The organism is Rhodobacter sp. SY28-1 (assembly GCF_005222785.1).
Lineage (GTDB): Bacteria > Pseudomonadota > Alphaproteobacteria > Rhodobacterales > Rhodobacteraceae > Tabrizicola.
The window spans coordinates 602,188-625,364 of sequence record NZ_STGH01000003.1 but is presented as its reverse complement, the minus strand read 5'-3'; the positions used below and the strand labels follow the sequence as shown (position 1 = coordinate 625,364).

The following is a 23,177-nucleotide window of genomic DNA, read 5'->3' as shown; positions in this document are numbered from 1 at the left end:
CTCGTCAAGAGTTTGCCAAACCCCTTCACGACAGCCAACGCGCCTCATTCGCCTCGATGGCGGCAATGCGTTCATCGACCTTCGGATGGCTGAGTAGCCATGCCGGAATCCCTTCGGCACGGTTCTGGGTCAGCGCGTCCAGCTTGCGGAACAAGGACTTCTGCGGTTCGGTCCCGATCCCCGCCTTGATGAGAAGCGCACTGGCATAGGCATCCGCCTCGAACTCGTCCCGCCGCGACAGTCGGGCCATCAGCGCGGTGGAAATCAGATTGGCGATCCAGATGCCGATGAAGGGCAGGAACCGGTTCAGCACCGCCGACAGCATCACGAAGACCGCGTTCTGCCCGGTGAAGTCGATCATCCGCCGCCGCATGTGGCCTTGCGCCACATGCCCCATCTCATGCGCGATGACCGATGCCAGCTCCTCTGCCGACACCTCGCCGCGCGCCTTGCGGTTCAGGAACCCGCGCGTCAGGAAGATCCGCCCATCCGGCGCTGCCAGCCCGTTCACGGCATCGACCTCGAACACGTTCACCTTGATCTCGGGGATGTCCATCGCCGCGGCCATCCTTTCGGCCAGCCGCGTGATCGACGGGTCTGTCAGGGGCTTAGACTGCTCATCCAGCATCTTCTTCGTGCGCCAGACCGAAAAGCGCATCATCAAGAGGGCATAGCCAACGGCCAGTAGCAGGGGGAGGAGAAGCTTGCTCATCCCCCGAATATAGTCAGCCGTCGCGCCCCCGCAACGCCGCCTGACCCGCCGTGGAACTGAACAGCCAGTACCCCAGCGCCAGCACTGCCCCCGCGCCGCCGATCATCCCCAGGGCCGAGCCGATCGCATTGCTCGCCGCCGCGATGTTCCCGCCAAAGACATAACCAGCGCCGACATAAAGCCCCGCCCAGACCGCCTCACCCGCCACCCCCGACACGGTAAAGCTGCCCCAGCGATACCGCGTGCTGCCTGCGATCAGATTGACGTAAGGTCCCAGCGGACTGACCAGCCAGCGAGACAGGAACACCGCGATCACCCCGCGCCGGTCCATCATCGCATCTGCCTTGGCCAATAGCTTGTCGCGCCCCGCATCCTTCCGCAGCCGCGACAGGACGGTGGCCCCGAACCCCCGGCCCGCCCAATAGCCCAGCTGATCCCCCGCGATCCCCCCCGCCGCCGCCGCCCCGAAGGCCTGCCAAAGCACCAGATCCCCCGCCGCCGCAAAGCCCCCCGCCGTCAGCATCAGGATCGAGGCCGGAAAGGGCAGGGCGAGGCACGAGAAAAACGTCGTCGCCGCCAGAAGCCACAGCCCGTATTGCGGCACCAGCCCCAGAAGCCAGTCGGTCATTCCTGCGGCTCCGGCCCGCGCATCCGGCTGACAGCCGCCTCGACCTCGGCAATCACCTCCGCCACCGGCACCCCCCGGTCGCGCGCGATTTCCTCCAGCGTCTGCGGATGGCCCTTCACCTGCGGGACCGGCGTGCCTGCCTCGGCATCCAGCGCCCGTGGCTCCAGCCCCCAGGACCGCGCGACATAGCCCACGGTCATCCAGGGCTCGACCGGCACTTCCTGGTGCGTCGCCCAGTAGACCGAATAGGCCACGAACCGTCCGGCAAAGAACAACGTCAGCGCGCAGGCCAGAAGAAAGGCCGAGGTCAGCCAGGGCCGCGCCTTCCACAAAGTCACCAACCGCCTCATCGCAACTCCCGAACGCCCTTCGCCAACCCGTCCAGCGTCATCGGCACCATCCGCCCCTCGAAGATCTCCCGGATCATCGCGGTTGATCTCGAATACCCCCAGGCCCGCTCCTCGACCGGGTTGATCCAGAGGTGATACGGCCACTGCGCCCTGATCCGTCGCAGCCAGACCTCGCCCGCTTCGCGGTTCCAATGCTCGTTCGCCCCGCCCGGATGCGTCACCTCGTAAGGGGACATCGCCGCATCCCCCACCACGATCAGCCGCCAGTCCGCGCCATAGGTCCGGATCACGTCCCAGGTCGGCGTCTGATGCTCCCAGCGGCGGCGGTTGTCACGCCAAAGGCCCTCATAGACGCAGTTGTGAAAGTAGAAGACCTCCAGATGCCGGAACTCGGCCTTGGCCGCCGTGAACAGCTCCTCCATCACCCGGACATGCGGGTCCATCGACCCCCCGATGTCGAGGAGGAGGAGCACCTTCACCGCATTCCGCCGCTCGGGCCTTGTCTGCACATCCAGCCAGCCCTGCGCCGCCGTCGCGCGGATGGTGCCGTCAAGGTCCAGCTCCTCCGCCGCCCCCTCGCGCGCCCAGCGCCGCAACCGGCGCAAGGCCAGCTTCATCGTCCGGGTGCCGATCTCGGCATCGCCGTCGAGATTGCGGAACTCGCGCCGGTCCCAAACCTTGACCGCACTTTGGTGACGGCTTTCCTCCTGCCCGATCCGCACGCCTTCCGGGTTGTAGCCATAGGCGCCGAAGGGCGAGGTCCCCGCCGTCCCGATCCATTTCGACCCGCCCTGATGCCGCCCCTTCTGCTCCACCAGCCGCTGGCGCAGCGTCTCCATCAGCTTGTCGAACCCGCCAAGCGCCTGGATCGCCGCGCGCTCCTCCTCGGACAGGTGGCGTTCCGCCAGCTTTTCCAGCCAGTCGCGCGGCAGGTTCAGAGCCTCCAGCACCTGATCCGCCGTCACCCGTTCCAGCCCGGCAAACGTCCGGGCGAAGGCGCGGTCAAAGCGGTCGATGTGACGCTCGTCCTTGACCAGTGTCAGCCGGGCCAGATGGTAGAAACCATCCGCGTCATAGATCACCAGCCCCGCGGCCATCGCTTCCAGAAAACTCAGGAACTCGCGCAAGCTGACCGGCACCGCCTCTTCCCGCAAGGTCTGGAAGAACGGCAGGAACATTGGCGTCAGACGCTCAGCATGCGGTCAAGATAGATGGTCAGGAACAGGCCCATCAGCGCGAAGATCAGCCCGTGGACAACGGCATATTGCAGAATGTCCGCCAGCTTTCCGCCACGCGCCCTTGCCCGCAGGCCGCCGCCGATGGCACCCAGAAGAAACCCGCCGATCACGAACATTCCGCCCCATTTCCGGGGCCTCAACGCCGCTTGCCGGCGCGCTGCCCCTTCAGCCCTTTTCCGCCCGGTCCGCGACGGCCGCGATGTCGCGCATCCGGCTGCGGACCATGCTTTCCGAGCCGAAGCCATAGCGCGCGTAGGGCGCACTGTCCATGCGCAGCGCCCTTGCCCCGTCCGGGTTGCCCAGCGCATCCAGCGCCTCGGCCTTGATCAGCATCAGCGTCGCCAGAAGCGCCATGTTGTCGTGGCGCCGCACCACCGGCATCGCCCGGTCTGCCAGCCGGGCAGCCTCTTCCGGCACACCTCCCGCCAGCGCCATCACCGCTATCTGCATGTCGACATGGGCCAAGTGCAATTCACCCCCGGGCAGTCGCGCATAGATCGCCGCCGCACGGGCAAAGGCGTCCTGCGCGCGGACCGGGTCGCTGGCGGTCAACAGACGACCGACCGCGAAATGGCTGAAGGCCAGCCGGTTGTCTTGCCAGCCCGCACTGCGCGCGATGGCAAGCGCGCGGTCCGCCGCCGCCTGTCGGCTGGTCAGCGACCCGTTGCGCCCCAGCGCCGTCTCGATCGCGCGGGTCCAGTCTGACGGGGTTCCGGAACTGGCAACCGGTGCCGTCCCCAGTTGCGCGGCAACCTGTTCCAGGCTCATCCCGCTTTGCAGATTGGGCGAATAGGTCAGCCGAAGGATGCCCATGTCACGGCTGGTCAGGACCGAATGGAAATTGTCGTCGTTGAAGATGCTGTCCGACAGCCGGTAGAGGTCATTCAGCGGGCCAAGCGCCTGCGCCAGCTCCTCATGCAGGCAGTCGCGGACTTCTTGCGGGCTGGTGTCCGACGGAATGAAGACCGCCGCCCGGTCGCGCCGCGTCACCTGCGCCCAATCCACCAGATCCGACCCGCGCTTGCGCCGGTATTCGGCCAGGGATCCGACGTTCGGCACCACGAAACAGGCAGCCATCGGGGCCAACCGGCGCAGTTCGGCGCGGCTGGTGAACTCCACCGTGATTGTCGCCGCACCCGTTGTCGGTGATATGTCGATCCCCGCCTCGGACCGCAGCCGCCCGATCAGCGCGCCCAGGTCGCGCGCTGCCGTTCCCGGGACGTCCCCGGTCAGCGCCACGGTGACCGGCCCCTCGAACCGGCTGAAGGTCTGCAGGCCCCGCCCGCTTTCCATTGCAAAGGTCAGGTCCATGAAGTCGCGGGTCAGCGAAGTCCCCGCACTGGTCGCCGCCGCAAGCTGGTAGCCGCCAGGTGTACCAAAGCCGACGCCGACCTCGTCGGTCGCACCGCTCTTGGTGACCTGGGCGGGTTGGCCGCAAGCCGAAACCACGCAGAGCGCGGCAAGGAAAAGGGGCAGGCGCATCGGCAAAACCAGTCTGGCAGCGCCCCGGCAGCTCGGGGCCGGTAAAGTGTCCCGTCCATGGCCTGCCTGAGTCAATTCGCGAAAAAGCACGAATTTTCCGACCACTACCCATCGCGGTTGAAGTAGGCGCCGCCGCAGGATTTATCCACAGGCTTCACGAATTATTACAAATCCGACATTCCCCGCAGCCCTGGCAGTGGCCGGTTTCCGGCTCGCGCTGATTCGGCTTGCGTCCTGACGGCAAAAGAATTACTGACAAGAAATATAACCGAGAGGAAATAGGATGTCCGATCCCCTGTCACGCACCTTCCTCGCGCTTTCCGATCCCACGCGGCGTGCGATCCTGGCCCAGATCGCCGACGGCGCGCAGTCGGTCACTGCTTTGGTCGCGGCCAGCCACCTGTCGCAGCCCGGCATTTCCAAGCACCTGAAAGTGCTTGAGGAAGCAGGCCTGATCCGCCGCGAACGGGTGGCAAAGACCCGCCCCGTGCATCTGGAACCCGAGGGGCTGAAGCGGGCAGGGGCCTGGATCGACCACTACCGCCAGTATTGGGAAGGCGCCTTCGACCGGATGGACGCCCTCATCACCCGCCTGAACGAGGAGGCCAAGAAAAATGGAAGACAATGACGCCAACGCCCTGCGCCTGACCCACCGCTTTGCCGGTCCCCCGGGCCTTGTCTGGGCGGTCTGGACCCGGCCCGAACTCATCCGATCCTGGTTCGGCTCCTCGCACGGCTTCCGCGCGCACGACATCGCCGTCGACCTCCGCCCCGGCGGCAATTGGTCGCTTCGGAACGTCAACGGTCCCATCACTGAATATGTCAGCGGCACCTACCACGAGGTCGAACCCACACGCCGCCTCGTCTATTCCTATCACTTCGAAGGCACCGACTTCTTCTCGATCATCTCCATCGACCTGTCCCCCGACGGCGGCGGCACCCGCCTCCACTTCTTGCAAACCGGCTTCCCCGACGCCCAGGCCCGCATCGAACACGCCCGCGGCTGGCCCTATGCGCTCGAGGTCATGTCCGACGCGCTTCTCGCCATGCACGGGGTCGGCACCGTCTGGCCCAAACTCCCCAAGAAAACCCACCTAGACGGCGTCGCCCGCGACCTCGAAGCCGCCCGCGCCCGCCTGGCGAAGGAACCCGCCGAATGACTCACCCGAACCTCCTCGCCCTCGACCGCCACCTCGACGCCACCCCCGGCTTCGCCTTCGCGCTCTGGTCCAACCCGTCGCTCCTCGCCGCCTGGTGGGGCCCCGAAGGCCACCATCTCACCACCTGCGAGGCCGACCTCCGCCCCGGCGGCACCTGGCGGTTCAACATGGAAAAGGACGGCCAGCCGCACTGGATCCACGGCACCTACCACGAGGTCCTCCCCGACCAGCGCCTGATGTTTTCCTACCGCTTCCCCGAGTTCGGCGTGCAGTCCGTCATCTCGCTGACCTTCACGCCCGAAGGGCAGGGCACTTGCATGCACTTCCTGCAGACCGGCTTCCCGGACGAGGAGAACTGGCGCGGACACCAGGGCGGCTGGCTCTCCAGTTTCGCGATCCTCGACGATCTGCTTCTCAAGCTGCACGGCATCGGCTCGGTCTACCCGACGCTCCCGCCCGCCAAGCCATCCACTGTGGCGCAAGACCTGATGGAGGCACGCCGTCGCCATGACGCCGAACAGACAGCGCAGGTGGCGCCATGATGCCCGCCCGCGACCTCAAGGGGCGGATCACCTTGCCCCGCCGCGCGGACTTCCCCGCGCAAGCCGTCCTTCTGCGCCGGGCCGACCTGACCATGGCCACCATCGACAGCCAGGGCGGCCTGATCCTGAGCGAGGTTCTGGCGACCCTCGCCCAACACGGGATCACTGAGACCGGACCTGCCTTCTTCCGCTATGACGTGATCGACATGGAGGGCACCATGCAGATGTCCTTCGGTGCGCAGGTCGCCCCGGGCACCCCAACCCCGCCGGGGCTGATCGCCGACATCGTGCCCGCGGGACGCTATTTCACGCTGACCCATCACGGTCATCCGGATGAGCTTTACGACGTGATGGTCATGCTCAACAGCTGGGCAGACACGCGCGGTCACGTCTGGGACCGGGAGATGACACAGCAGGGTGACCGCTTCGCCGCGCGGCTGGAGTTCTACCACAACGGGCCAGAGACCCCGCCCGACGACTGGACCACCGAAGTACGTATCCGCCTGGCGGACTAGCGCTGCCCTCGCGCAATGAAGGCAAGCCGCTCGAACAGCTGCACATCCTGCTCGTTCTTCAGCAGCGCGCCATGCAACTTCGGCAAGGCCGACTTCGCATCCTTCCGCAAATCCTCGGGCGCCAGATCCTCGGCCAGCAGAAGCCGCAGCCAGTCCAGCACTTCGCTGGTCGATGGCTTCTTCTTCAACCCCGGCACATCCCGGATCTCGTAGAACTGCGTCAGCGCCGCCGTCAGCAACTGGTCCTTGATGTCCGGAAAATGCACCCGCACGATGGCCGCCAGCACCTCGGCATCCGGAAACCGGATGTAGTGGAAGAAGCACCGCCGCAGGAACGCATCCGGCAGCTCTTTCTCGTTGTTCGAGGTGATGATGACCACCGGCCGGTGCTTCGCGCGCACCATCTCGCCCGTCTCGTAGACGTGGAACTCCATCCGGTCCAGTTCCTGCAACAGGTCGTTCGGAAACTCGATGTCCGCCTTGTCGATCTCGTCGATCAACAACACCACCCGACCCTCGGCCTCGAAGGCCTGCCACAACTTGCCCTTCCGGATGTAATTGCGCACCTCGTGCACCCGCGCCTCACCCAACTGGCTGTCGCGCAGCCGGCTCACCGCGTCGTACTCGTAAAGCCCCTGCTGCGCCTTGGTGGTGGACTTCACATGCCACTCGATCAACGGCAGCCCCAGCGCCTGCGCCACCTGCCGCGCCAGCTCCGTCTTGCCCGTCCCTGGCTCACCCTTGACCAGAAGGGGCCGCTGCAACGTCACCGCTGCATTGACCGCCAGCGCCAGATCCTCTGACGCAACGTACCTCTCCGTCGAGCCGAATTTCATTGCGCTTTCAACATCCTGTTTCCCAGCCTTTCACAAACCCTACCCATGCCCAGAAAATGTCGCAACCGCTAGTGACAATGCTCCGGCCTTGGGATAAATGCGCCGCAACAGGAGCGCGTCCATGACAGAAGCCCACCTGTCGGAGCGATCCGGCGCGAAGGAGAGAGTTTCCATGAAGGCCGAGGTTTTCCTCCCCGACGACTACCGTCCCGCCGAGGACGAGCCGTTCATGAACGACCGCCAGCTTGAGTATTTCCGGCGCAAGCTTCTGGTCTGGAAGCAGGAGCTGCTGGACCAGTCCGCGGAAACCATCGACAGCCTGCAGGACAGCGCCCGCAACGTCCCGGACATCGCCGATCGTGCCTCGGAAGAGACCGACCGCGCGCTGGAACTGCGCACCCGGGATCGTCAGCGCAAGCTTGTCGCCAAGATCGACGCGGCCCTGCGCCGGATCGAGAACGGCGAATTCGGCTACTGTGAGGTCTCGGGCGAGCCGATCAGCCTCAAGCGCCTCGACGCCCGTCCCATCGCCACGATGACGCTGGAGGCGCAGGAAAAGCACGAACGCCGCGAAAAGGTTCACCGCGACGACTGACTTCGCCCCGGCGACATCATGCGCAATTGACGCCGGGCCATTGGTCCGGCGTTGTCGTTCCTGAAGGGATGCAAAGATGAGCCTGATCGGCCAAAGCGTGACAATCACAGGGGCAGGGGTCGCGGGGCTGGCGGCGGCCCGGGCCCTCGCCCTGCGGGGGGCAAAGGTCACCGTCCTGGAACAGGCCGATGCGATCCGCGAGGTGGGCGCCGGCCTGCAGATATCCCCGAATGGCGCCTGTGTGCTGCGCGCCCTCGGCTTGCAAGCGGCACTCGATGCCGCCTCCACCCGGGCCGAGGCGGTGCAGTTGATCGACGGGCCCACCGGCGATCCGGTGACCCGTCTCGACCTTGCCCGCCTGCGTCCGGGGCAGGGCTACCATTTCCTCCACCGCTCAGACCTGATCGACCTCCTGCTTGTGGGCGCGCAAGAGGCGGGCGTCAGTCTGCGCCTTCTGTCTCGCGTCGCAACGGTCGACCTCTCCGGCCCGCATCCGGTGCTGGGTTTGGACGGGGGCGAGCGGATCGAAACGCCGCTTCTCATCGGCGCCGACGGCCTCCACTCCCGCACGCGGCCGGCGCTGAACGGGCCGGAAACGCCCTTCTTCACCCATCAGGTCGCCTGGCGCGCGGTGATCCCGGCCGAGCCCGACGCCGCCCCGGTGGCCGAGGTTCACATGGGCCCGGGCCGCCATCTCGTGAGCTACCCCCTGCGCGGCGGCACCCTGCGCAACATCGTCGCTGTGGAGGAACGACAGCGATGGGCCGAGGAAAGCTGGACCCTGCGCGACGACCCGATGGACCTGCGGCTTGCTTTCGTGGCCTTCTCGCCCCGGGTCCGGGCCTGGCTCGACCGGGTGGAAGACCCCTGGCTCTGGGGCCTCTTCCGCCATCAGGTTGCCGAAACCTGGGTAAGGCCGATGGGACAGGGCGGGGCAGTGATCCTGGGCGATGCCGCCCACCCGACGCTGCCCTTCCTCGCGCAAGGCGGAAGCATGGGGCTTGAAGACGCCTGGGTCCTGGCGGAGGCGCTTTCCACCCACGACAGCATTGCCGCGGGGCTTGCGGCCTATCAGGCCGCCCGTAAACCCCGCACCAGCCGCATTGTCGCCGCCGCCACGGCCAATGCGCGGGCCTACCATCTCTCCGGCCTGCCGCGGATGATCGGCCACAGCGGCCTGCGCCTCCTCGGCCGGTTCTCCCCTGGCGCGATGCTCAGCCGCTTCGACTGGCTCTACGACCACGACGTGACGCAAGGCAAAGCGTAGGTCGGAGTTCACCCCGACTGCTTTCACACACTGCCGCCCGCCCTGAACCTGCTCTCGTCTTGCCCATGCCCAAATACTCTCAGGGGGTTCGGGGGGCGAAGCGCCCCCGACGCCCGAGCCGGTTGGCCGCAGGCCAGAGGCGAGACAAAAGGCTTGCGCCAAAGGCGCTCAATTCAATCGACGTCCGCCACCGGGACCGCCGCTGCAAGACCTTTCCAAATCCCTAACGCCCGCGGCCAAGTCATTGAAAAATGGAACGCATCAGCGTTTGTCCACCGTGGACACTTTTCCTCAGGCCGCGATCCGTACCCAGACCGGGACGTGATCCGAAGGCTTGTCCCTCCCCCGCACCGCCTTGTCGATCCCCGCCTCCTCCAGCCGGTCCGCGACCTGGGGGCTGCACATCACATGGTCGATCCGGATCCCGTTGTTCCGCTCCCAGGCCCCCGCCTGATAGTCCCAGAACGTGTAGACCCCCGGCCCCGGCTCCCGCACCCTGACCGCATCCGTCAGCCCCAGGTTCGCCATCCGCCGGAACGCCGCACGGGCTTCCGGCAGGAACAGCGCGTCCCCCACCCAAGCCTCCGGCTTCGCCGCATCCACCGCCAGCGGGATCACGTTGTAGTCCCCCAGGCAGACGAAATGCTCCTCCGCTGCCAGCATCTCCCTTATCCGGACCTCCATCCGCGCCATCCAGCCCAGCTTGTAATCATACTTCGGTCCCGGAGCCGGGTTCCCGTTCGGCAGGTACAACCCACACACCCGCACCGGCCGCGCCCCCGCGTCGACTACCGCCTCGATCCACCGCGCCTGCTCGTCGCTGTCATCCCCCGGCAACCCCCGCCGCACATCGTTCAACGGCAGCTTCGACAGGATCGCCACCCCGTTGAACCCCTTCTGCCCGTGCGTCTCGACCCGGTAGCCCAGCCCCTCGAACACCTCGCGCGGAAACGCCTCATCGACCGACTTGATCTCCTGCAGGACCACGACGTCCGGCGCCGCCTCGGCCAGCCAGGCCGGCAGCGCCTCGATCCGCGCCTTGATCCCGTTGATGTTGAACGTCGCCAGCTTCATGCCCGGGCCCTCCACACCAGAACCCTAGGCCGCCCGGCGCAAACCCTCAAGCCGTCTGCCGCAAGGGCAGCGTCGCCGCCTGCAGCCACAGCCGGTCGATCCGGTCCAGCTGCACCGGATCGAACCGCCCCGCCTCTTCCCAGTAACGGCCCGAGGGCACCACATAGCCAAGCTCCGCCTCCAGCGCCAAGGCCTCGGCCGCAAGGTCCGGGCACCAGGTCGCAGGCCGCGCACCGGCCACCACCGCCCGCGCCACCCGCGGGAAGATCAGACGCGACGGCCCCGCCGACAGGTTCACCACCGCGCAGCCCTGCATCGCCGCCAGTACCATCAGCCGAGCCGATTTCGCCTCCAGAGACCGCAGCGTGATGTCCGCCCGCAACGGGTCCGGTGTCCCCCGCCCATAGAAATGCGTCACCCCCGAGGCCGGGTAATGCATGTCGCAGCCGAAAACCGCCAGCACCGACGGCTTCAGCGCGTCCAGCGCCCAATACCCCGTCGTGAAGGCCATTGTTGCGCCTGCGTAAACAAACCCACCAAAGGTGTTCTGCGACGGGACAAACTCTGCCTCGGTTACCAGCGATTGGCCCGGCCCAGCCACCGGGTGCCGCTCCTCGGGGAAATCCCAAGGGTAGACCGCATGATCCCAATCCCCCCGCACCCGCCAGGCATTGTTGATCGCCACAACATGGTCGAACGGCGCGCGCGGCCAGGTCGCGGCCTCCGTCACCATGGGCGCCGAGCCCAGCATCAATACGACGGTCATGGCCTGTCTCCGTGCGCAATCCCAGGGAGGCAGCAGGTAGTCTGGCCGGGTCGAAAGGCCAGAGGCCCTCAGATCGAAAAACTGGTGCCGCAGCCGCAGCTTGTCTTGGCGTTGGGGTTCTGCACCACGAAACGCGCCCCGATCAGTTCATCGGTGAAATCGATCACCGCATTCGACAGGAAGGGCAGGCTGACCTGATCGACCAGCACCCGTTGCCCGTCCTTCTCCAGCACCAGATCGTCGGACCCAGGCTCATCCAGCGTGATCGAATACTGAAACCCCGAACAGCCGCCGCCGTCCACCGCCACGCGCAAGGGCTTGACCTCGCCCATGGCCTTGGCGATCTCGGCCAGACGGGCAAAGGCCCGATCGGTCACTTTCGGCGGCAGCGTCAGTTCCATGACTGTTCCCGTATCCTTTGGCCTGTCCGGCAAATATATGAAACCTGACCGCGCCTCACAAGGACAGCCCAGCATGCTCGCCCCCTTTGCCTGCCAACCTGACGCCAGTCGCGGGCGCCTGTGGCCTGAGAGGCTGTCCTCCTTCCGCTCGCCCTATCAACGCGACCGGGACCGGATCATCCATTCCAGCGCCTTCCGCCGCCTCAAGCACAAGACCCAGGTCTTCGTGGAACACGAGGGCGACTATTACCGCACCCGACTGACCCATACGATCGAGGTGGCTCAGGTGGCACGCACCATCGCCGGGGTCCTGGGCCTGAACACCGACCTCGCCGAGGCCGTCGCCTTGGCGCATGACCTTGGCCACACGCCGTTCGGCCATACCGGCGAGGACGCGATGGAACGCCTGATGGCCCCCTATGGCGGGTTTGACCACAATGCCCAGGCCCTGCGGATCGTGACGAAACTGGAACGCCACTATGCCGACTTTGACGGGTTGAACTTGTCCTGGGAAACCCTTGAAGGCATTGCGAAACACAATGGGCCGGTCACCGGCGAAAATGCCGACAAGAAGCACGACGGACCCTTGCCCTATGCGCTGGCCGAAGTGAACGCCCAGTGGGACCTCGAACTCGACACCCATGCCTCTGCCGAGGCACAGGTCGCCGCCATTGCCGACGACGTGGCCTATAGCCACCACGACCTGCACGACGGTCTCCGCTCGGGCCTCTTCACGGAAGCAGACCTGATGGAATTGCCGGTGACTGGCCCCGCTTTCGAGGAAGTGGACCGCACTTACCCCGGCCTCGACAAGATGCGCCGTCGGCACGAGGCCCTGCGCCGGGTCTTCGGCCGGATGGTCGAGGATGTGATTGCCGTGGCCCAGAACCGATTGACCAGTGCCCAGCCCAGGTCGGTGGACGACATCCGCCACATGGGCACCACGATCATCCGCTTCTCCAAACCGCTCTATCAGGACCTCAAGGCGGTGCGCAGCTTCCTGTTTCACCGCATGTATCGCGCGCCCAGCGTGATGGCGGTGCGGGCCGAAGTGACCCGGATGGTCGACGACCTGTTCCCGCTGTTCCTGAAACAGCCCGACCTCCTGCCGCAGGAATGGCAGGCGGATGTGGCGGCGGCAAAGGATGAAATCCAGCTTGCCCGCACCGTGGCCGACTACGTCGCGGGCATGACCGACCGCTTCGCGATCCAGGAACATGCGCGGTTGTTTGGCGGACCTGCGGAACCTGCGCGATAAGTTTCTCTTCTGAAAACATCCTCCGGGTGTCCGTGGGTGGAAACCCCCGGTCCGCCGAGGCCCGGCAGCCCGACGCTGAAGTCACTGCACGGCCCCGGTAACCCGCGCCCCTATCTGTGGAACGAAGGAGGGCCATGGAGGGGGGGCGGTTAGCCAGAAGCGCGGCGCTCAGGCCGTCCGCGCCGCCTTGACCCAGATCCCGGCCAGCACCAGCGACAGGATCACGTTCCAGCCTGCCATCGAAATCCCCAGCAGCGACCAGGCGATCTCGTCGCAGCGCACGACGGCCGCGACATCCTTCGTTGGGTCCAGCAGGTCGGCCGTCGAGATGCCCTCGATCGATCCGGCGGTGCAGGTGGCAAGGCCTTCCCACCACAGCTGCTCGACGCCGAAATGGAAGATGCCGATGGCCGCCGTGGCCAGAGCAGCCAGTGCGCCCAGCCAGGCCAGTCCGCGCCAGCCCGTCGTCAGCGCCACGACCCCGATCAGGATGGCCGCGGCATGCGGCCAGCGCTGGTAAAGGCACAATTGGCACGGCGCGAGTCCTCCGATGTACTGGAAGGCGAAGGCGCCGCCCAGAAGCCCGACCGAGCCAAGGGTTGCAAGCAGGATCAGGGTTCGGTGGCTCGGTGTCATGGGGTGTCTCGGCAGGTGAGAATGCGCCGCGACCATAGGTCGGTCGGCGCGCAAGGGAAAGGGGAACCGCAAGCCGCTCGCCTTGTTGTGCTTTCACGCTTCCGATGATGTGGGGCAGCGGGTAGCATCTGGGCAAGGCTGTCGGGCAAACGGGTTACGGATTCGTGACTGTCCTCGGCCAAGACCTTGATTTTGCAGGTGGTGGCCCATGTGTCCTGCGTGGACAAAAGGGGCCGACAGGGAAGGGTGAAGACATGCAGTGGCGCGGTCGCAGGGAAAGTTCGAACGTCGAGGATCGCCGCCGCATGGGTGGCGGCGGTGCCGCGCGGGTCGGCGGGGTCGGCGGGGCAGGGGCGATCATCGTCGTCCTGATCGCCCTCTTCCTCGGGGTGGACCCCAGCCAGCTGCTTGGGCCAGACAGTGGAGGCATTACCCAGACCAGCGGCACCCCGGTCGAGCTGACGGCCGAGGACGAGGCCGAGGGCAAGTTCGTGTCGGTCGTGCTGGCCGACACCGAGGAAATCTGGACCCGCGTCTTCCAGGAGCAGCTGGGCCGGGCCTACAAGCCCGCGACCCTGGTGCTGTTCAAGGAGGCGACGCGATCCGCCTGCGGCGGCGCCTCCGAGGCGACGGGGCCGTTCTACTGCCCGGCCGACAAGAAGGTCTACCTCGACACCGCCTTTTTCACGACCCTGCACCAGCGGCTTGGGGCAGGCGGGGACTTTGCGGCCGCCTATGTGGTCGCCCACGAGATCGGCCACCACGTCCAGAACGAGCTTGGCATCCTCGCCCAGGCGAACCAGGTCCGCCAGCAGGTCAGCCAAGCGGAATCGAACGCGATCTCGGTCCGGGTCGAACTGCAGGCCGATTGCCTGTCCGGCATCTGGGCGCGCGAGGCGGCACAGTCGCTCGGGGTGGTTGAACGGGGTGATCTGGAAGAGGCGGTCAACGCGGCGAAGCAGATCGGCGATGACACCCTGCAGCGCAATGCAGGCCAGCGCCCGATGCCGCATACCTTCACCCACGGCACCTCGGAACAGCGGTCGCGTTGGTTCATGATCGGGTTGCAGTCGGGCCAGATGGCGGACTGTGACACGTTTCAGACCGACGATCTCTGACCCGTGCAGAACCCCGCGCGCGCCCCGGATTGACGCGGGGGGCGGCAGGTTCTACAGGTGTCGCCGGTGGCCCGAGTGGTGGAATGGTAGACGCAGGGGATTCAAAATCCTCCGCCGCAAGGCTTGCGAGTTCGAGTCTCGCCTCGGGCACCACTTATCCCAATTGATGGCTTCGGGTGACCACCATGAGAATTGGGATGACCTGATTCGCATTGATGATCCGAAACTCTGATCAGTCGCAGTTCTGTCGCTGATTTCGCGCAGGATGCGGAAACATTGACCGTGCGGTCAAATCACCGGATCAATCACTTGCGCGTCACTGCGCCTGTCAACACCCGGTTGCGCGGCGAATGATTGCCGATGAGTGGCACGACGGGCGGAAACACAGCTTTAGATTGAAAGAGTCGTCCAGTCATAATGTTACGGCTACCCGACTTCTGCCGATCCCGGCCAAACGGGAACGCACGGGACCGTGAGACGTTAACCTAGGTGACAAGGACACACGCCAGGGCTGAATCCAGCCGGTGTTGTCTTTGTTTACAAACAATTTTCCGCTTTTCTCGCGTCCGGCGGGGACGCTATGCAGGACGGACGAGGCGCGGCACCTGCGGGATGGTGCCTAGGGATGTTGAACAGGGTCACCATGACGCACGACCACGATTTGTCGGCACCACTGCATGAGGCAGGGACGCGCGCACCGCGGGCGACGCCGTGCTTCACTCCGGGGACGCTGATCACCACCCAGCGGGGCGAGGTGCCGGTCGAGATGATCGCCGCCGGTGACCGCGTCGTGACCCGCGACAACGGCATCCAGACGGTGCGCTGGGTCGGCAAGACCCAGATGTTCCTGCACGACTTCCAGATGGATCCACATCTTCTGCCGGTGTTCATCCAGCAGGGATCGCTGGGCAAGGGCCTGCCCGAACGCGACATGATGGTGTCGCCGAACCACCGCGTCCTGGTCACGAACTCTCGCGTGTCGGTCAAATACGCCGAACGTGAGGTGCTGGTCGCGGCCAAGCATCTGGCGGCGCAGGGCGTCCATACGGTGCAGTCCAGCGGGACGACCTACATCCACTTCATGTGCGACCGGCACGAGGTGGTGCTGACCAATGGCGTCTGGACCGAAACCTTCCATCCCGACGATACCTCGCTGAAGGGAATCGGCAATGCTCAGCGCCTGGAGATTCTGGAACTGTTCCCGGAACTCAAGACCGCGGCCGGACGGGCGACTTATGGCCAATCACGGCGTGTCCTGACCGAGGCAGAAGTTTCTGGACTCGCCTTGTGAGTGTGCACATTGTAGTCTGCCAGTAACAAACTATGAGTAAATCTGACCGACAGTAGCCACCAGTGATGGACGTTTGCGCGGCACTTGCCCTAGAACAGCGCAATCGAGCCTGAAAATGGACAAAAACCAGGGCTAGGTCGCGCCGCTGAGGCAGAGGGACGAAGAGCATGGCAACGCTTACTGGGTCGAATTCCGGCAGCGACAGTCTTGTCGGTGACACGACACTACCTGGCACAATTAATGATGTGATCTTCGGTGGCAGCACTACTGGTGACGGTGGTGGCAATGACACGCTGCGCGGCCTCACCGGGAATGACACGATCTATGGCGGAGACGACAACGACCTCGGGTTCGGCAACGACGGCCTTGACCTGCTGTATGGTGGCACTGAAAATGACACGTTGTACGGCGGTAACGACGCTGATCGGCTTTACGGCGGCGATGATACCGACTCACTGTTTGGAGACGCTGGCAACGACACGCTTTACGGCGACGCGGGCACGGATCGTCTGGAAGGCGGCGAGGGCGTAGACAGCCTGTTCGGCGGGTCGGGTATCGACACGCTGTACGGTGGTAACGACGGCGATCAGATATACGGTGGCACCGAAAACGACAGCCTATATGGCGATCTGGGCAATGACACCCTGTATGGCGATGCAGGGACTGACCGTCTGGAGGGTGGCGAAGGCGTCGACAGCCTGTTCGGCGGTGTAGGCGTCGATACGCTGTATGGCGGCAATGATGGCGACCAGATCTTCGGCGGCAACGACGGCGACCTCGCCTTTGGCGATGCCGGACTGGATACGCTGTACGGGGATATCGGCGCTGACACGCTGTATGGCGGCAACGACGGCGACCAGATCTATGGCGGCAACGACACCGACAGCCTTTACGGCGATCTGGGCAACGACACCCTGTATGGCGATGCAGGGACTGACCGGCTTTACGGTGGCGACGGCGGAGACAGCCTGTTCGGCGGGGTAGGGATCGACACCCTTTATGGCGGCAATGACGAGGACCAGGTCTTTGGCGGCAACGATGGCGACCTTCTGTACGGCAACGACGGCGCCGACACGATCTCTGGCGATGCGGGCACCGACACGCTCTATGGCGATGCGGGCAACGACGTCCTGGATGGCGGCAGCGAGAGTGATACGCTGTATGGCGGTACGGACAACGACACGCTGTATGGCGGGCTGGGTGTCGATGTGGTGCGCGGCGGCGACGGCAACGACCTCGCCTACGGCGGAAATGACGCTGACGATATGTTCGGCGAAGTTGGCAACGACACGCTTTACGGCGGGGACGGTGCGGACACGATCGACGGCGGGACCGGCAACGATTACCTCCTCGGCGATGCAGGCAACGATACGCTGTTCGGCGGCGCCGGAGACGATACGCTGCGCGGCGGGGCCGGGGCGGACGTCTTCAATGGCAGCCAGGGCCTTGACCTGATCGATTACAGCGACTCGAACGCTGCAGTGAACGTGAACCTTGCCACTGGTGTTTTCACCGGTGGCGACGCCACGGGTGACACCGGCACGGGTGTCGACGGCTTTATCGGGTCGATCTACAACGACACGCTGATTGGCTTTGACGGGTTCAGTTCTGACCCGAACGATGCCTACACGAACCTGATCTACGGCGGTCGCGGGGACGACACCATTGCGGGCCTGGACGGGGATGACCTGCTGTATGGCGGCAATGACAGCGACACGATCCAGGGCGACGACGGGAACGACTTCGTCTCGGGCGACCAGGGCACGGACCTGCTGTACGGCGGCGATGCGAACGACACGATTTATGGCGGCACCGACGCGGATACGATCTACGGTGGCGACGACAACGACCTGATCGGCGGGGACGAGGGCAACGACCAGCTGTACGGCGGTGACGGAAACGACACCGTCTACGGTGGCGCGGGCCGGGATACGCTGTATGGCGGTGCCGGTACGGACGGAATTTTCGGCGGCGACGACCAAGACGCCGCCTACATGAGCTTCACCGCCACGGTGAACGACATCCTCGGCAACGAGACCGTCGATGGCGGCGGTGGCGGTACCGACAACGATACGTTGACCGTGGATGTGACCGGCTTCGGCTGGGACCGGATCGAAGTGGTCTATGACCCGCTGAACCTGGAAAACGGCACGATCATCTTCTACGGCCCGGACGGGACGACGATTATCGGCACGCTGGTCTTTACCGACATCGAAAGCCTGGTGATCGTCTGCTTTACGGCGGGCACCCTGATTACCACGGCCCGCGGTCCCGTCGCGGTCGAGGATCTGCGTCCCGGCGAGATGGTGCTGACACGCGACAATGGCTTGCAGCCGCTGCGTTGGGTTGGCCAGTGCAAGTTGTCCTATCGCGACCTGCTGGCCAATCCGCAGCTCCAGCCGGTGCGCATCGCGTCGCGGGCATTCGGAGCCGCCGGGCCAGACCGGACCATGCTCGTTTCGCCGCAGCACCGCGTCCTTATCGAAGGTGCGCGGGCTGAAATGTACTTTGGCGAGTCCGAGGTTCTGGTGCCCGCCAAGCATCTGGTCGGGATGGCCGAGGTCACGCGCGCATTGCCGGAAGATGGGGTGACCTATGTCCATATCCTGTTTGACCGGCATGAGATCGTGCATTCCGACGGGATCTGGACCGAAAGCTTCCAGCCTGCCGAACGGACGCTGTCCGCGCTCGATCAGGCGGCCCGCGACGAAGTTCTCGAACTCTTCCCAGAACTTGCCGTGAATGCGGATGCCTTCCCCTCGGCGCGGCTGTCGCTGAAGGCGCACGAGGCAAGGGTTTTGGTTTCGCGCTGATCAGATCGGGCGGCCCAGATAGGCCGCCCAGTCCTCCGGGGTGTCGAGGTCGAGAATCGCCATCTGTCCCGGCAGCTCCAGGACAGAGATCCTGTCCGGATTGGCCCGGAGGACCGACCGTCCGCCCTCATCTCCCGTGACTTTCGCAAGTTCCGGCCAGAAAGATCGCGGGAAGATGGCCGGATGCCCGACTTGGCCGTCTTTGGTTCCGCCACGCCAGATCAGATCTGGGTCAGCCTGAAAGCGGGCGACAAGCCTGTCCAGCGCGGCGGTCGTGAACCCCGGCATGTCGGCGGGAAGCACCATCAGTCCGTCCTGGTCGCCCGCGGCTTCCGAACTGATGATCGCGATGCCGCGCACCAGTGAGCGTGACATTCCCTGGGCCGCGTCCGGAACCTCGACCACCCGAACCTCAAGCCCCGAAACCGCCGTCCGCCGTGCCATTGCGTCGGGCGGCAGGGCAACTAGGACCGGCAGGCCGGTGGCCAGGGCCGTCTCTGCCACCCGGCGCAGGATCGGCACACCCGCAATCGGTTGCACCAGCTTGTCGGCGCCCCGCATCCGCGACGAGGCACCGGCGGCGAGGATCAGGATGTGGACGACCGGGCGCATGGCCCGGATGCTTGGGCGATGCGACCGTTCTGTCAAGCCAGAGGTCAGCCGCGCATCCGCCCGCCGTCGTCCCACAATGGCGCAAGATGCACCCGGGCGGGGCGACGTTCGCCCAGAATCTCAACCTCCAGCTCCAGCCCGTCTTGCACCCGGTCCGCCGGGATGAAGCCCTGCGCGACCGACTTGCCGGTCCAGTGGCTGTAGCCGCCGCTGGTGCACCAACCGACGACCGCGCCGTCCAGCCAGATCGGCTCCCAGGCCACGACATCGGCATCCTTGGCGTCCACGACGATCGGCACCAGCTTGCGCTTGGGTCCTTCCGCCTTTTCCTTCATCGCGGCCGCCTTGCCGATCCAGTCGGCAGGCTTGTTCCAGCTGATGAAGCGGTCAAGGCCGGTCTCGGCCGGAGTGTAATCGGGTGAGAACTCGCGGCCCCACGAGCCGAACCATTTGTCCAATCGCAGGGACATCATCGCCCGCATTCCGAAGGGGCGCAGGCCCAGGTCCTTGCCCGCCGCCGACAGCACGTCCCAGAGGTGCCTGACCGACATGTGGTCGGTGAAGATTTCGTACCCAAGGTCCGCGGTATAGCTGACCCGCTGGACGATGCAGTTGGCCATGCCGACGGTCATGCGGCGGACGTCCATGAACTTGAACGCTTCCGAGCTGACATCAGACCGGGTGACGCGGGACAGAAGCTCGCGCGCCTTGGGGCCGGCGATCTGGAAGCCAGATCGGGAATCCGAGATATTCTCGACAGTTACACCCGGTTCTTGATGTTGTTCGAACCAGCGCTGGTGCCAGCCCTGCGCGCCGTAACTGGCGGTCAGCTGGAACTCGGTCTCGGACAGGCAGGACACGGTGAAGTCGCCGATGATCTTGCCGCTTTCGGCTAGCATCGGCGTCAGCGACAGCCGCCCCGGCTGCGGGATGCGTCCCGCCATGATCCGGTCGAGCCAGGCCCGGGCGCCCGCGCCCTTGACCAGGTACTTGCCGAAGTTCTGCACCTCGTTGATCCCGACGCCTTCGCGCACGGCCATCACTTCGGCCCTCGTCGCCTCCCAGGCGTTCGAGCGCTTGAAGGTCGGTGTCTCGTACCGCGGCTCGCCCGGCAGCGCGTGGTAGTTCACCACTTCCAGCCCGTATTGCGCGCCCCAGACGGCGTTCATGCCGTCAAAGACCTCGTACATCGGGGTGGTGCGGAAGGGTCTGGCGGCGGGGCGTTCCTCGTTTGGATAGGACACGCTGAAGCGCATCTGGTAGTTCTCGATGACCTTCGGCACGGTGTAGCCCGGAGAGGTCCAGTTGCCAAACCGCGCAACGTCAAAGCCGCGCGGGTCGCGTTCGACTTCGCCGTGGATCATCCACTGCGCCAAAGCCAGACCCATGCCGCCGCCCTGGCTGAAGCCCGCCATCACCGCGCAAGCCGACCAGTAGTTGCGCAGGCCCGGCACCGGGCCAATCAGCGGGTTGCCGTCGGGGGCAAAGGTGAAAGGCCCGTGGATCACCCGCTTGACGCCGGACCGTTCCAAGACCGGAATGCGGCGGTAGGCGAAGTTGACCGAGTCCTCGATCTTGTCGAATTGCTCGTTCAGAAGCTCATGGCCGAAGTTCCAGGGCGTGCCATCGACAGCCCAAGGCTCGCAAGGTTTTTCGTAAAAGCCGATGCACATGCCGCGGCCTTCCTGCCGCAGGTAGAACTCGCCGCCCGGGTCCATGACATGCGGGAACTCGCGGCCCTGGCCCAAGATGTCCATGATCTCGGGGATGTCGTCGGTGACGATGTATTGGTGTGCCATCGGCAACAAAGGTAGGTAAACCCCGGCCATTGCCCCGATTTCCCGGGCCCACAGGCCACCTGCGTTCACCAGATGCTCGCAGGTGACGGTGCCCTTTTCGGTGACGACTTCCCAGCCTTCCTTCGTGGGCCGCGTTTCCAGCACCCGGTTGTGCAGAACGATTTCGGCCCCGCCCATCCGTGCCGCCTTGGCATAGGCGTGGGTCGTGCCCGAAGGGTCGAGGTGGCCGTCCAAGGGATCGTAAAGTCCTCCCAGAACGCCCTTCACATCCACCAGCCCGTCGGTCAGCTTGGTAATCTCGGCCGGGGTCAGGATCTCGGTATCCAGACCCATGTAGCGATGCTTGGCGCGTTCGGCCTTCAGCATCTCGAACCGGGCCTCGTTGTCGGCAAGCGTCACGCCGCCGACATGGTGCAGCCCGCAGGACATGCCGGTGATCGCCTCCAACTCCTTGTAGAGCCGGATCGTATAGCCTTGCAGCGCCGCCATGTTGGTGTCGCCGTTGATCGTGTGGAACCCGCCCGCCGCGTGCCAGGTCGACCCCGACGTCAGTTCCGACCGTTCGATCAGCATGACATCGGACCAGCCAAGCTTGGTCAGGTGATACAGGACCGAGCAGCCGACAACGCCGCCGCCAATCACCACCACGCGCGCATGGGTTTTCATCGCAAGACTCTCCTAGACCCGTTTGCCGCACCATGGCGGGGCAGGGGACCCGGGTCATGAGGATTTGCGACAAGGAATGTCGCAGCCGGGCCATACACCCGGCTGCTGACCGGTCATTTCTCGGGGATTAGACCCTTGGGCGCAAAGCGCAGAACCAGAAGAAGGACAACCCCCAGAGTCAGAAGCCGCATATGCGCCGCCGTGTCCTGCAGGTGGTCCCGCAACCCTCCGGCGGGCAGGCCGGCCGTGATGGCACTCATCAGTTGGGGACCGAGGAATTCGACCGCCAGATAGAGCCAGCCGATCAGAAGACCGCCGAGGATGGAGCCCCAGTTGTTCCCCGACCCGCCAACGATGACCATCACCCAGATCAGGAAGGTGAACCGCAGGGGCAGGTAGGACGGCGGGGTCAACTGCCCTTCCATCGAGGTCATCATCGCCCCCGCAAGGCCCACGACTGCCGAACCGATGATGAAAATCTGCAGGTGACGGAACTTGACGTCCTTGCCCATCGCGGCCGAGGAAATCTCGTTGTCGCGGATCGCGCGGACCATGCGGCCCCAGGGGCTGTTCAAGGCGCGTTCGCAGCCCCAGACCAGAAGCACAAGGACCAGGCCGAACATCGTCGCGTACAGCAGCTTGACGAAGATCGTTGAGGCCGTCACCGGATCAAGGCCAAGGCTGGCGACCGGTTCAAGGAAGGCAGGATTGGACTGCAGGTCGACTTCCTTGGGGACCGGCCAGGGGCGGGGCAGGTCGATCAGGTTCTTCACCCCCCGCGCCAGCCAGTCCTCGTTCCGCATGACGGTGACGATGATCTCTGCAATGCCAAGGGTTGCGATGGCCAGATAGTCCTCACGCAGGCCAAGGGCGATCTTGCCGATGACCCAGGCCGCCGCCGCCGCCATCAGCGCGCCGACCGGCCAGGCAACCAGCGAGTTGAGGCCGAGCCCGCCGATGTTGCCCGCCTGTGCGGGATTGTTCGCCTCGACGGCGACAACGGCGGGGTCCAGGACAGCACGGTAGATGAAAAAGGCGACGATGAGGTACAGCGCCAGCGCCAGCGTCCGGCTGGCTCCGGGTTTGAGGCGCCGGTAAAGCCAGACGGCAAATCCGATGGCAATCGCCGCGAAGACGAGAGCGCCAAGAATGCGCGGCCCGCCAGCAGCCCAGCCTTCCGGCACGGGCCTGGCCGAGACCAGCACCACCGCCAGACCACCAAGCGCCACCGAACCGACGATCCCGGTCGAGAACAGGCCCGCATAGCCCCACTGGATGTTCACCCCGATGGCCATGATCGCCGACAGAAGCGCCAGGTTCAGGATGTTCAGCGACAGGTTCCAGCTCTGGAACACCCCGGTCAGGATGAACAGCAGCGCGACACCGGCGAAGAGAAGAAGGTTGCGTTGTGCGGCCAT

General features: G+C 65.3%; 24 protein-coding genes and 1 tRNA gene. 11 read left to right on the top strand and 14 right to left on the bottom strand.

Features of this window, described 5'->3' with window-relative positions:
- Positions 1-25: 25 nt before the first annotated feature.
- The 6 genes from E8M84_RS17220 to E8M84_RS17200 are packed head-to-tail and all read right to left on the bottom strand — an operon-like array spanning position 26 to position 4,410.
- Positions 26-712: a M48 family metallopeptidase gene (locus E8M84_RS17220; protein WP_137112432.1), complete on the bottom strand. Its 687-nt coding sequence runs from the start codon at positions 710-712 to the stop codon at positions 26-28.
- Between the two features lie 13 nt (positions 713-725).
- Complete coding sequence (locus tag E8M84_RS17215) at positions 726-1,340, bottom strand: DedA family protein (protein ID WP_137112431.1); 615 nt, start codon at positions 1,338-1,340, stop codon at positions 726-728.
- Complete coding sequence (locus E8M84_RS17210) at positions 1,337-1,678, bottom strand: hypothetical protein (RefSeq protein ID WP_137112430.1); 342 nt, start codon at positions 1,676-1,678, stop codon at positions 1,337-1,339. The genes E8M84_RS17215 and E8M84_RS17210 overlap by 4 nt, the downstream gene beginning before the upstream one ends.
- Before the next feature lie 8 nt (positions 1,679-1,686).
- Positions 1,687-2,868: a VWA domain-containing protein gene (locus E8M84_RS17205; protein WP_137112429.1), complete on the bottom strand. Its 1,182-nt coding sequence runs from the start codon at positions 2,866-2,868 to the stop codon at positions 1,687-1,689.
- Positions 2,869-2,873: 5 nt separating this feature from the next.
- The gene (locus tag E8M84_RS21555) at positions 2,874-3,044 is read right to left on the bottom strand and encodes a hypothetical protein (RefSeq protein ID WP_170971976.1); all 171 of its coding nucleotides are present in this window, start codon (positions 3,042-3,044) and stop codon (positions 2,874-2,876) included.
- Between the two features lie 49 nt (positions 3,045-3,093).
- The gene (locus tag E8M84_RS17200) at positions 3,094-4,410 is read right to left on the bottom strand and encodes a DUF2927 domain-containing protein (RefSeq protein ID WP_137112428.1); all 1,317 of its coding nucleotides are present in this window, start codon (positions 4,408-4,410) and stop codon (positions 3,094-3,096) included.
- Between the two features lie 283 nt (positions 4,411-4,693).
- On the opposite strand from E8M84_RS17200, the gene E8M84_RS17195 reads away from it, so the two are divergent.
- Genes E8M84_RS17195 through E8M84_RS17180 form a run of 4 tightly spaced genes read left to right on the top strand, consistent with a single transcriptional unit; the run spans position 4,694 to position 6,627 of the window.
- On the top strand, positions 4,694-5,038 hold the full coding sequence (locus E8M84_RS17195; RefSeq protein WP_137112427.1) for a helix-turn-helix transcriptional regulator: 345 nt from the start codon (positions 4,694-4,696) through the stop codon (positions 5,036-5,038).
- Positions 5,025-5,570, top strand: coding sequence for an SRPBCC domain-containing protein (locus tag E8M84_RS17190; RefSeq protein ID WP_137112426.1), 546 nt, complete (start codon positions 5,025-5,027; stop codon positions 5,568-5,570). The genes E8M84_RS17195 and E8M84_RS17190 overlap by 14 nt, the downstream gene beginning before the upstream one ends.
- Entirely contained in the window at positions 5,567-6,112 is a 546-nt protein-coding gene (locus tag E8M84_RS17185; RefSeq protein ID WP_137112425.1) for an SRPBCC domain-containing protein, read from the top strand. The genes E8M84_RS17190 and E8M84_RS17185 overlap by 4 nt, the downstream gene beginning before the upstream one ends.
- Positions 6,109-6,627: a GyrI-like domain-containing protein gene (locus E8M84_RS17180; RefSeq protein WP_137112424.1), complete on the top strand. Its 519-nt coding sequence runs from the start codon at positions 6,109-6,111 to the stop codon at positions 6,625-6,627. The genes E8M84_RS17185 and E8M84_RS17180 overlap by 4 nt, the downstream gene beginning before the upstream one ends.
- Here E8M84_RS17180 and E8M84_RS17175 read toward each other — a convergent pair.
- Positions 6,624-7,463, bottom strand: a complete 840-nt coding sequence (locus tag E8M84_RS17175; protein ID WP_137112423.1) for a MoxR family ATPase — start codon at positions 7,461-7,463, stop codon at positions 6,624-6,626. The two genes, E8M84_RS17180 and E8M84_RS17175, sit on opposite strands and share 4 nt — an antisense overlap.
- A 172-nt stretch (positions 7,464-7,635) precedes the next feature.
- Between E8M84_RS17175 and dksA the strand changes: the two genes are divergently transcribed.
- Positions 7,636-8,058, top strand: coding sequence for an RNA polymerase-binding protein DksA (gene dksA, locus E8M84_RS17170; RefSeq protein WP_137112801.1), 423 nt, complete (start codon positions 7,636-7,638; stop codon positions 8,056-8,058).
- A 76-nt stretch (positions 8,059-8,134) separates the two neighbouring features.
- Positions 8,135-9,325, top strand: a complete 1,191-nt coding sequence (locus E8M84_RS17165) for an FAD-dependent monooxygenase (protein WP_137112422.1) — start codon at positions 8,135-8,137, stop codon at positions 9,323-9,325.
- A gap of 291 nt (positions 9,326-9,616) precedes the next feature.
- Here the strand turns inward: E8M84_RS17165 and xth are convergent, their stop codons facing one another.
- The 3 genes from xth to E8M84_RS17150 all read right to left on the bottom strand — a co-directional run bounded on the left by xth (position 9,617) and on the right by E8M84_RS17150 (position 11,560).
- Positions 9,617-10,399: an exodeoxyribonuclease III gene (gene xth, locus E8M84_RS17160; RefSeq protein WP_137112421.1), complete on the bottom strand. Its 783-nt coding sequence runs from the start codon at positions 10,397-10,399 to the stop codon at positions 9,617-9,619.
- Positions 10,400-10,445: 46 nt separating this feature from the next.
- Positions 10,446-11,165 carry a hypothetical protein gene (locus tag E8M84_RS17155; RefSeq protein WP_137112420.1) on the bottom strand — a complete coding sequence of 240 codons (720 nt, stop codon included), beginning with the start codon at positions 11,163-11,165 and terminating at the stop codon, positions 10,446-10,448.
- 68 nt (positions 11,166-11,233) lie between these two features.
- Complete coding sequence (locus E8M84_RS17150) at positions 11,234-11,560, bottom strand: iron-sulfur cluster assembly accessory protein (RefSeq protein ID WP_137112800.1); 327 nt, start codon at positions 11,558-11,560, stop codon at positions 11,234-11,236.
- Between the two features lie 79 nt (positions 11,561-11,639).
- Between E8M84_RS17150 and E8M84_RS17145 the strand changes: the two genes are divergently transcribed.
- Entirely contained in the window at positions 11,640-12,824 is a 1,185-nt protein-coding gene (locus E8M84_RS17145) for a deoxyguanosinetriphosphate triphosphohydrolase (RefSeq protein WP_137112419.1), read from the top strand.
- 168 nt (positions 12,825-12,992) lie between these two features.
- On the opposite strand, the gene E8M84_RS17140 is transcribed toward E8M84_RS17145, so the two are convergent.
- A complete protein-coding gene (locus E8M84_RS17140) occupies positions 12,993-13,460 on the bottom strand; it encodes a disulfide bond formation protein B (protein WP_137112418.1) in 468 nt (155 codons plus the stop codon).
- 254 nt (positions 13,461-13,714) lie between these two features.
- On the opposite strand from E8M84_RS17140, the gene E8M84_RS17135 reads away from it, so the two are divergent.
- The 4 genes from E8M84_RS17135 to E8M84_RS17120 all read left to right on the top strand — a co-directional run bounded on the left by E8M84_RS17135 (position 13,715) and on the right by E8M84_RS17120 (position 18,682).
- The gene (locus E8M84_RS17135; RefSeq protein WP_137112417.1) at positions 13,715-14,578 is read left to right on the top strand and encodes a neutral zinc metallopeptidase; all 864 of its coding nucleotides are present in this window, start codon (positions 13,715-13,717) and stop codon (positions 14,576-14,578) included.
- 69 nt (positions 14,579-14,647) lie between these two features.
- Positions 14,648-14,731, top strand: a tRNA-Leu gene (locus E8M84_RS17130).
- Positions 14,732-15,221: 490 nt separating this feature from the next.
- A complete protein-coding gene (locus E8M84_RS17125) occupies positions 15,222-15,869 on the top strand; it encodes a Hint domain-containing protein (RefSeq protein ID WP_240790432.1) in 648 nt (215 codons plus the stop codon).
- A 167-nt stretch (positions 15,870-16,036) separates the two neighbouring features.
- Positions 16,037-18,682 carry a Hint domain-containing protein gene (locus tag E8M84_RS17120; RefSeq protein WP_137112415.1) on the top strand — a complete coding sequence of 882 codons (2,646 nt, stop codon included), beginning with the start codon at positions 16,037-16,039 and terminating at the stop codon, positions 18,680-18,682.
- On the opposite strand, the gene E8M84_RS17115 is transcribed toward E8M84_RS17120, so the two are convergent.
- The 3 genes from E8M84_RS17115 to E8M84_RS17105 form a co-directional block, all read right to left on the bottom strand.
- Positions 18,683-19,294: an NTP transferase domain-containing protein gene (locus E8M84_RS17115; protein WP_137112414.1), complete on the bottom strand. Its 612-nt coding sequence runs from the start codon at positions 19,292-19,294 to the stop codon at positions 18,683-18,685.
- Positions 19,295-19,338: 44 nt separating this feature from the next.
- A complete protein-coding gene (locus E8M84_RS17110) occupies positions 19,339-21,759 on the bottom strand; it encodes an FAD-dependent oxidoreductase (RefSeq protein WP_137112413.1) in 2,421 nt (806 codons plus the stop codon).
- A 113-nt stretch (positions 21,760-21,872) separates the two neighbouring features.
- A complete protein-coding gene (locus tag E8M84_RS17105; RefSeq protein WP_137112412.1) occupies positions 21,873-23,177 on the bottom strand; it encodes a branched-chain amino acid ABC transporter permease in 1,305 nt (434 codons plus the stop codon).

Excerpts from the sequence above, each read along its gene's own strand:
- E8M84_RS17200 (WP_137112428.1), bottom strand. The coding sequence starts at position 4,410 with ATGCGCCTGCCCCTTTTCCTTGCCGCGCTCTGCGTGGTTTCGGCTTGC.
- E8M84_RS17205 (WP_137112429.1), bottom strand. The coding sequence starts at position 2,868 with ATGTTCCTGCCGTTCTTCCAGACCTTGCGGGAAGAGGCGGTGCCGGTC.
- E8M84_RS17175 (WP_137112423.1), bottom strand. The coding sequence starts at position 7,463 with ATGAAATTCGGCTCGACGGAGAGGTACGTTGCGTCAGAGGATCTGGCG.
- E8M84_RS17185 (WP_137112425.1), top strand. The coding sequence starts at position 5,567 with ATGACTCACCCGAACCTCCTCGCCCTCGACCGCCACCTCGACGCCACC.
- E8M84_RS17120 (WP_137112415.1), top strand. The coding sequence starts at position 16,037 with ATGGCAACGCTTACTGGGTCGAATTCCGGCAGCGACAGTCTTGTCGGT.
- xth (WP_137112421.1), bottom strand. The coding sequence starts at position 10,399 with ATGAAGCTGGCGACGTTCAACATCAACGGGATCAAGGCGCGGATCGAG.
- E8M84_RS17110 (WP_137112413.1), bottom strand. The coding sequence starts at position 21,759 with ATGAAAACCCATGCGCGCGTGGTGGTGATTGGCGGCGGCGTTGTCGGC.
- E8M84_RS17195 (WP_137112427.1), top strand. The coding sequence starts at position 4,694 with ATGTCCGATCCCCTGTCACGCACCTTCCTCGCGCTTTCCGATCCCACG.
- E8M84_RS17115 (WP_137112414.1), bottom strand. The coding sequence starts at position 19,294 with ATGCGCCCGGTCGTCCACATCCTGATCCTCGCCGCCGGTGCCTCGTCG.
- E8M84_RS17135 (WP_137112417.1), top strand. The coding sequence starts at position 13,715 with ATGCAGTGGCGCGGTCGCAGGGAAAGTTCGAACGTCGAGGATCGCCGC.
- E8M84_RS17140 (WP_137112418.1), bottom strand. The coding sequence starts at position 13,460 with ATGACACCGAGCCACCGAACCCTGATCCTGCTTGCAACCCTTGGCTCG.
- E8M84_RS17155 (WP_137112420.1), bottom strand. The coding sequence starts at position 11,165 with ATGACCGTCGTATTGATGCTGGGCTCGGCGCCCATGGTGACGGAGGCC.
- E8M84_RS17215 (WP_137112431.1), bottom strand. The coding sequence starts at position 1,340 with ATGACCGACTGGCTTCTGGGGCTGGTGCCGCAATACGGGCTGTGGCTT.
- E8M84_RS17220 (WP_137112432.1), bottom strand. The coding sequence starts at position 712 with ATGAGCAAGCTTCTCCTCCCCCTGCTACTGGCCGTTGGCTATGCCCTC.
- E8M84_RS17165 (WP_137112422.1), top strand. The coding sequence starts at position 8,135 with ATGAGCCTGATCGGCCAAAGCGTGACAATCACAGGGGCAGGGGTCGCG.
- dksA (WP_137112801.1), top strand. The coding sequence starts at position 7,636 with ATGAAGGCCGAGGTTTTCCTCCCCGACGACTACCGTCCCGCCGAGGAC.
- E8M84_RS21555 (WP_170971976.1), bottom strand. The coding sequence starts at position 3,044 with ATGTTCGTGATCGGCGGGTTTCTTCTGGGTGCCATCGGCGGCGGCCTG.
- E8M84_RS17180 (WP_137112424.1), top strand. The coding sequence starts at position 6,109 with ATGATGCCCGCCCGCGACCTCAAGGGGCGGATCACCTTGCCCCGCCGC.
- E8M84_RS17145 (WP_137112419.1), top strand. The coding sequence starts at position 11,640 with ATGCTCGCCCCCTTTGCCTGCCAACCTGACGCCAGTCGCGGGCGCCTG.
- E8M84_RS17105 (WP_137112412.1), bottom strand. The coding sequence starts at position 23,177 with ATGGCCGCACAACGCAACCTTCTTCTCTTCGCCGGTGTCGCGCTGCTG.
- E8M84_RS17190 (WP_137112426.1), top strand. The coding sequence starts at position 5,025 with ATGGAAGACAATGACGCCAACGCCCTGCGCCTGACCCACCGCTTTGCC.
- E8M84_RS17125 (WP_240790432.1), top strand. The coding sequence starts at position 15,222 with ATGACGCACGACCACGATTTGTCGGCACCACTGCATGAGGCAGGGACG.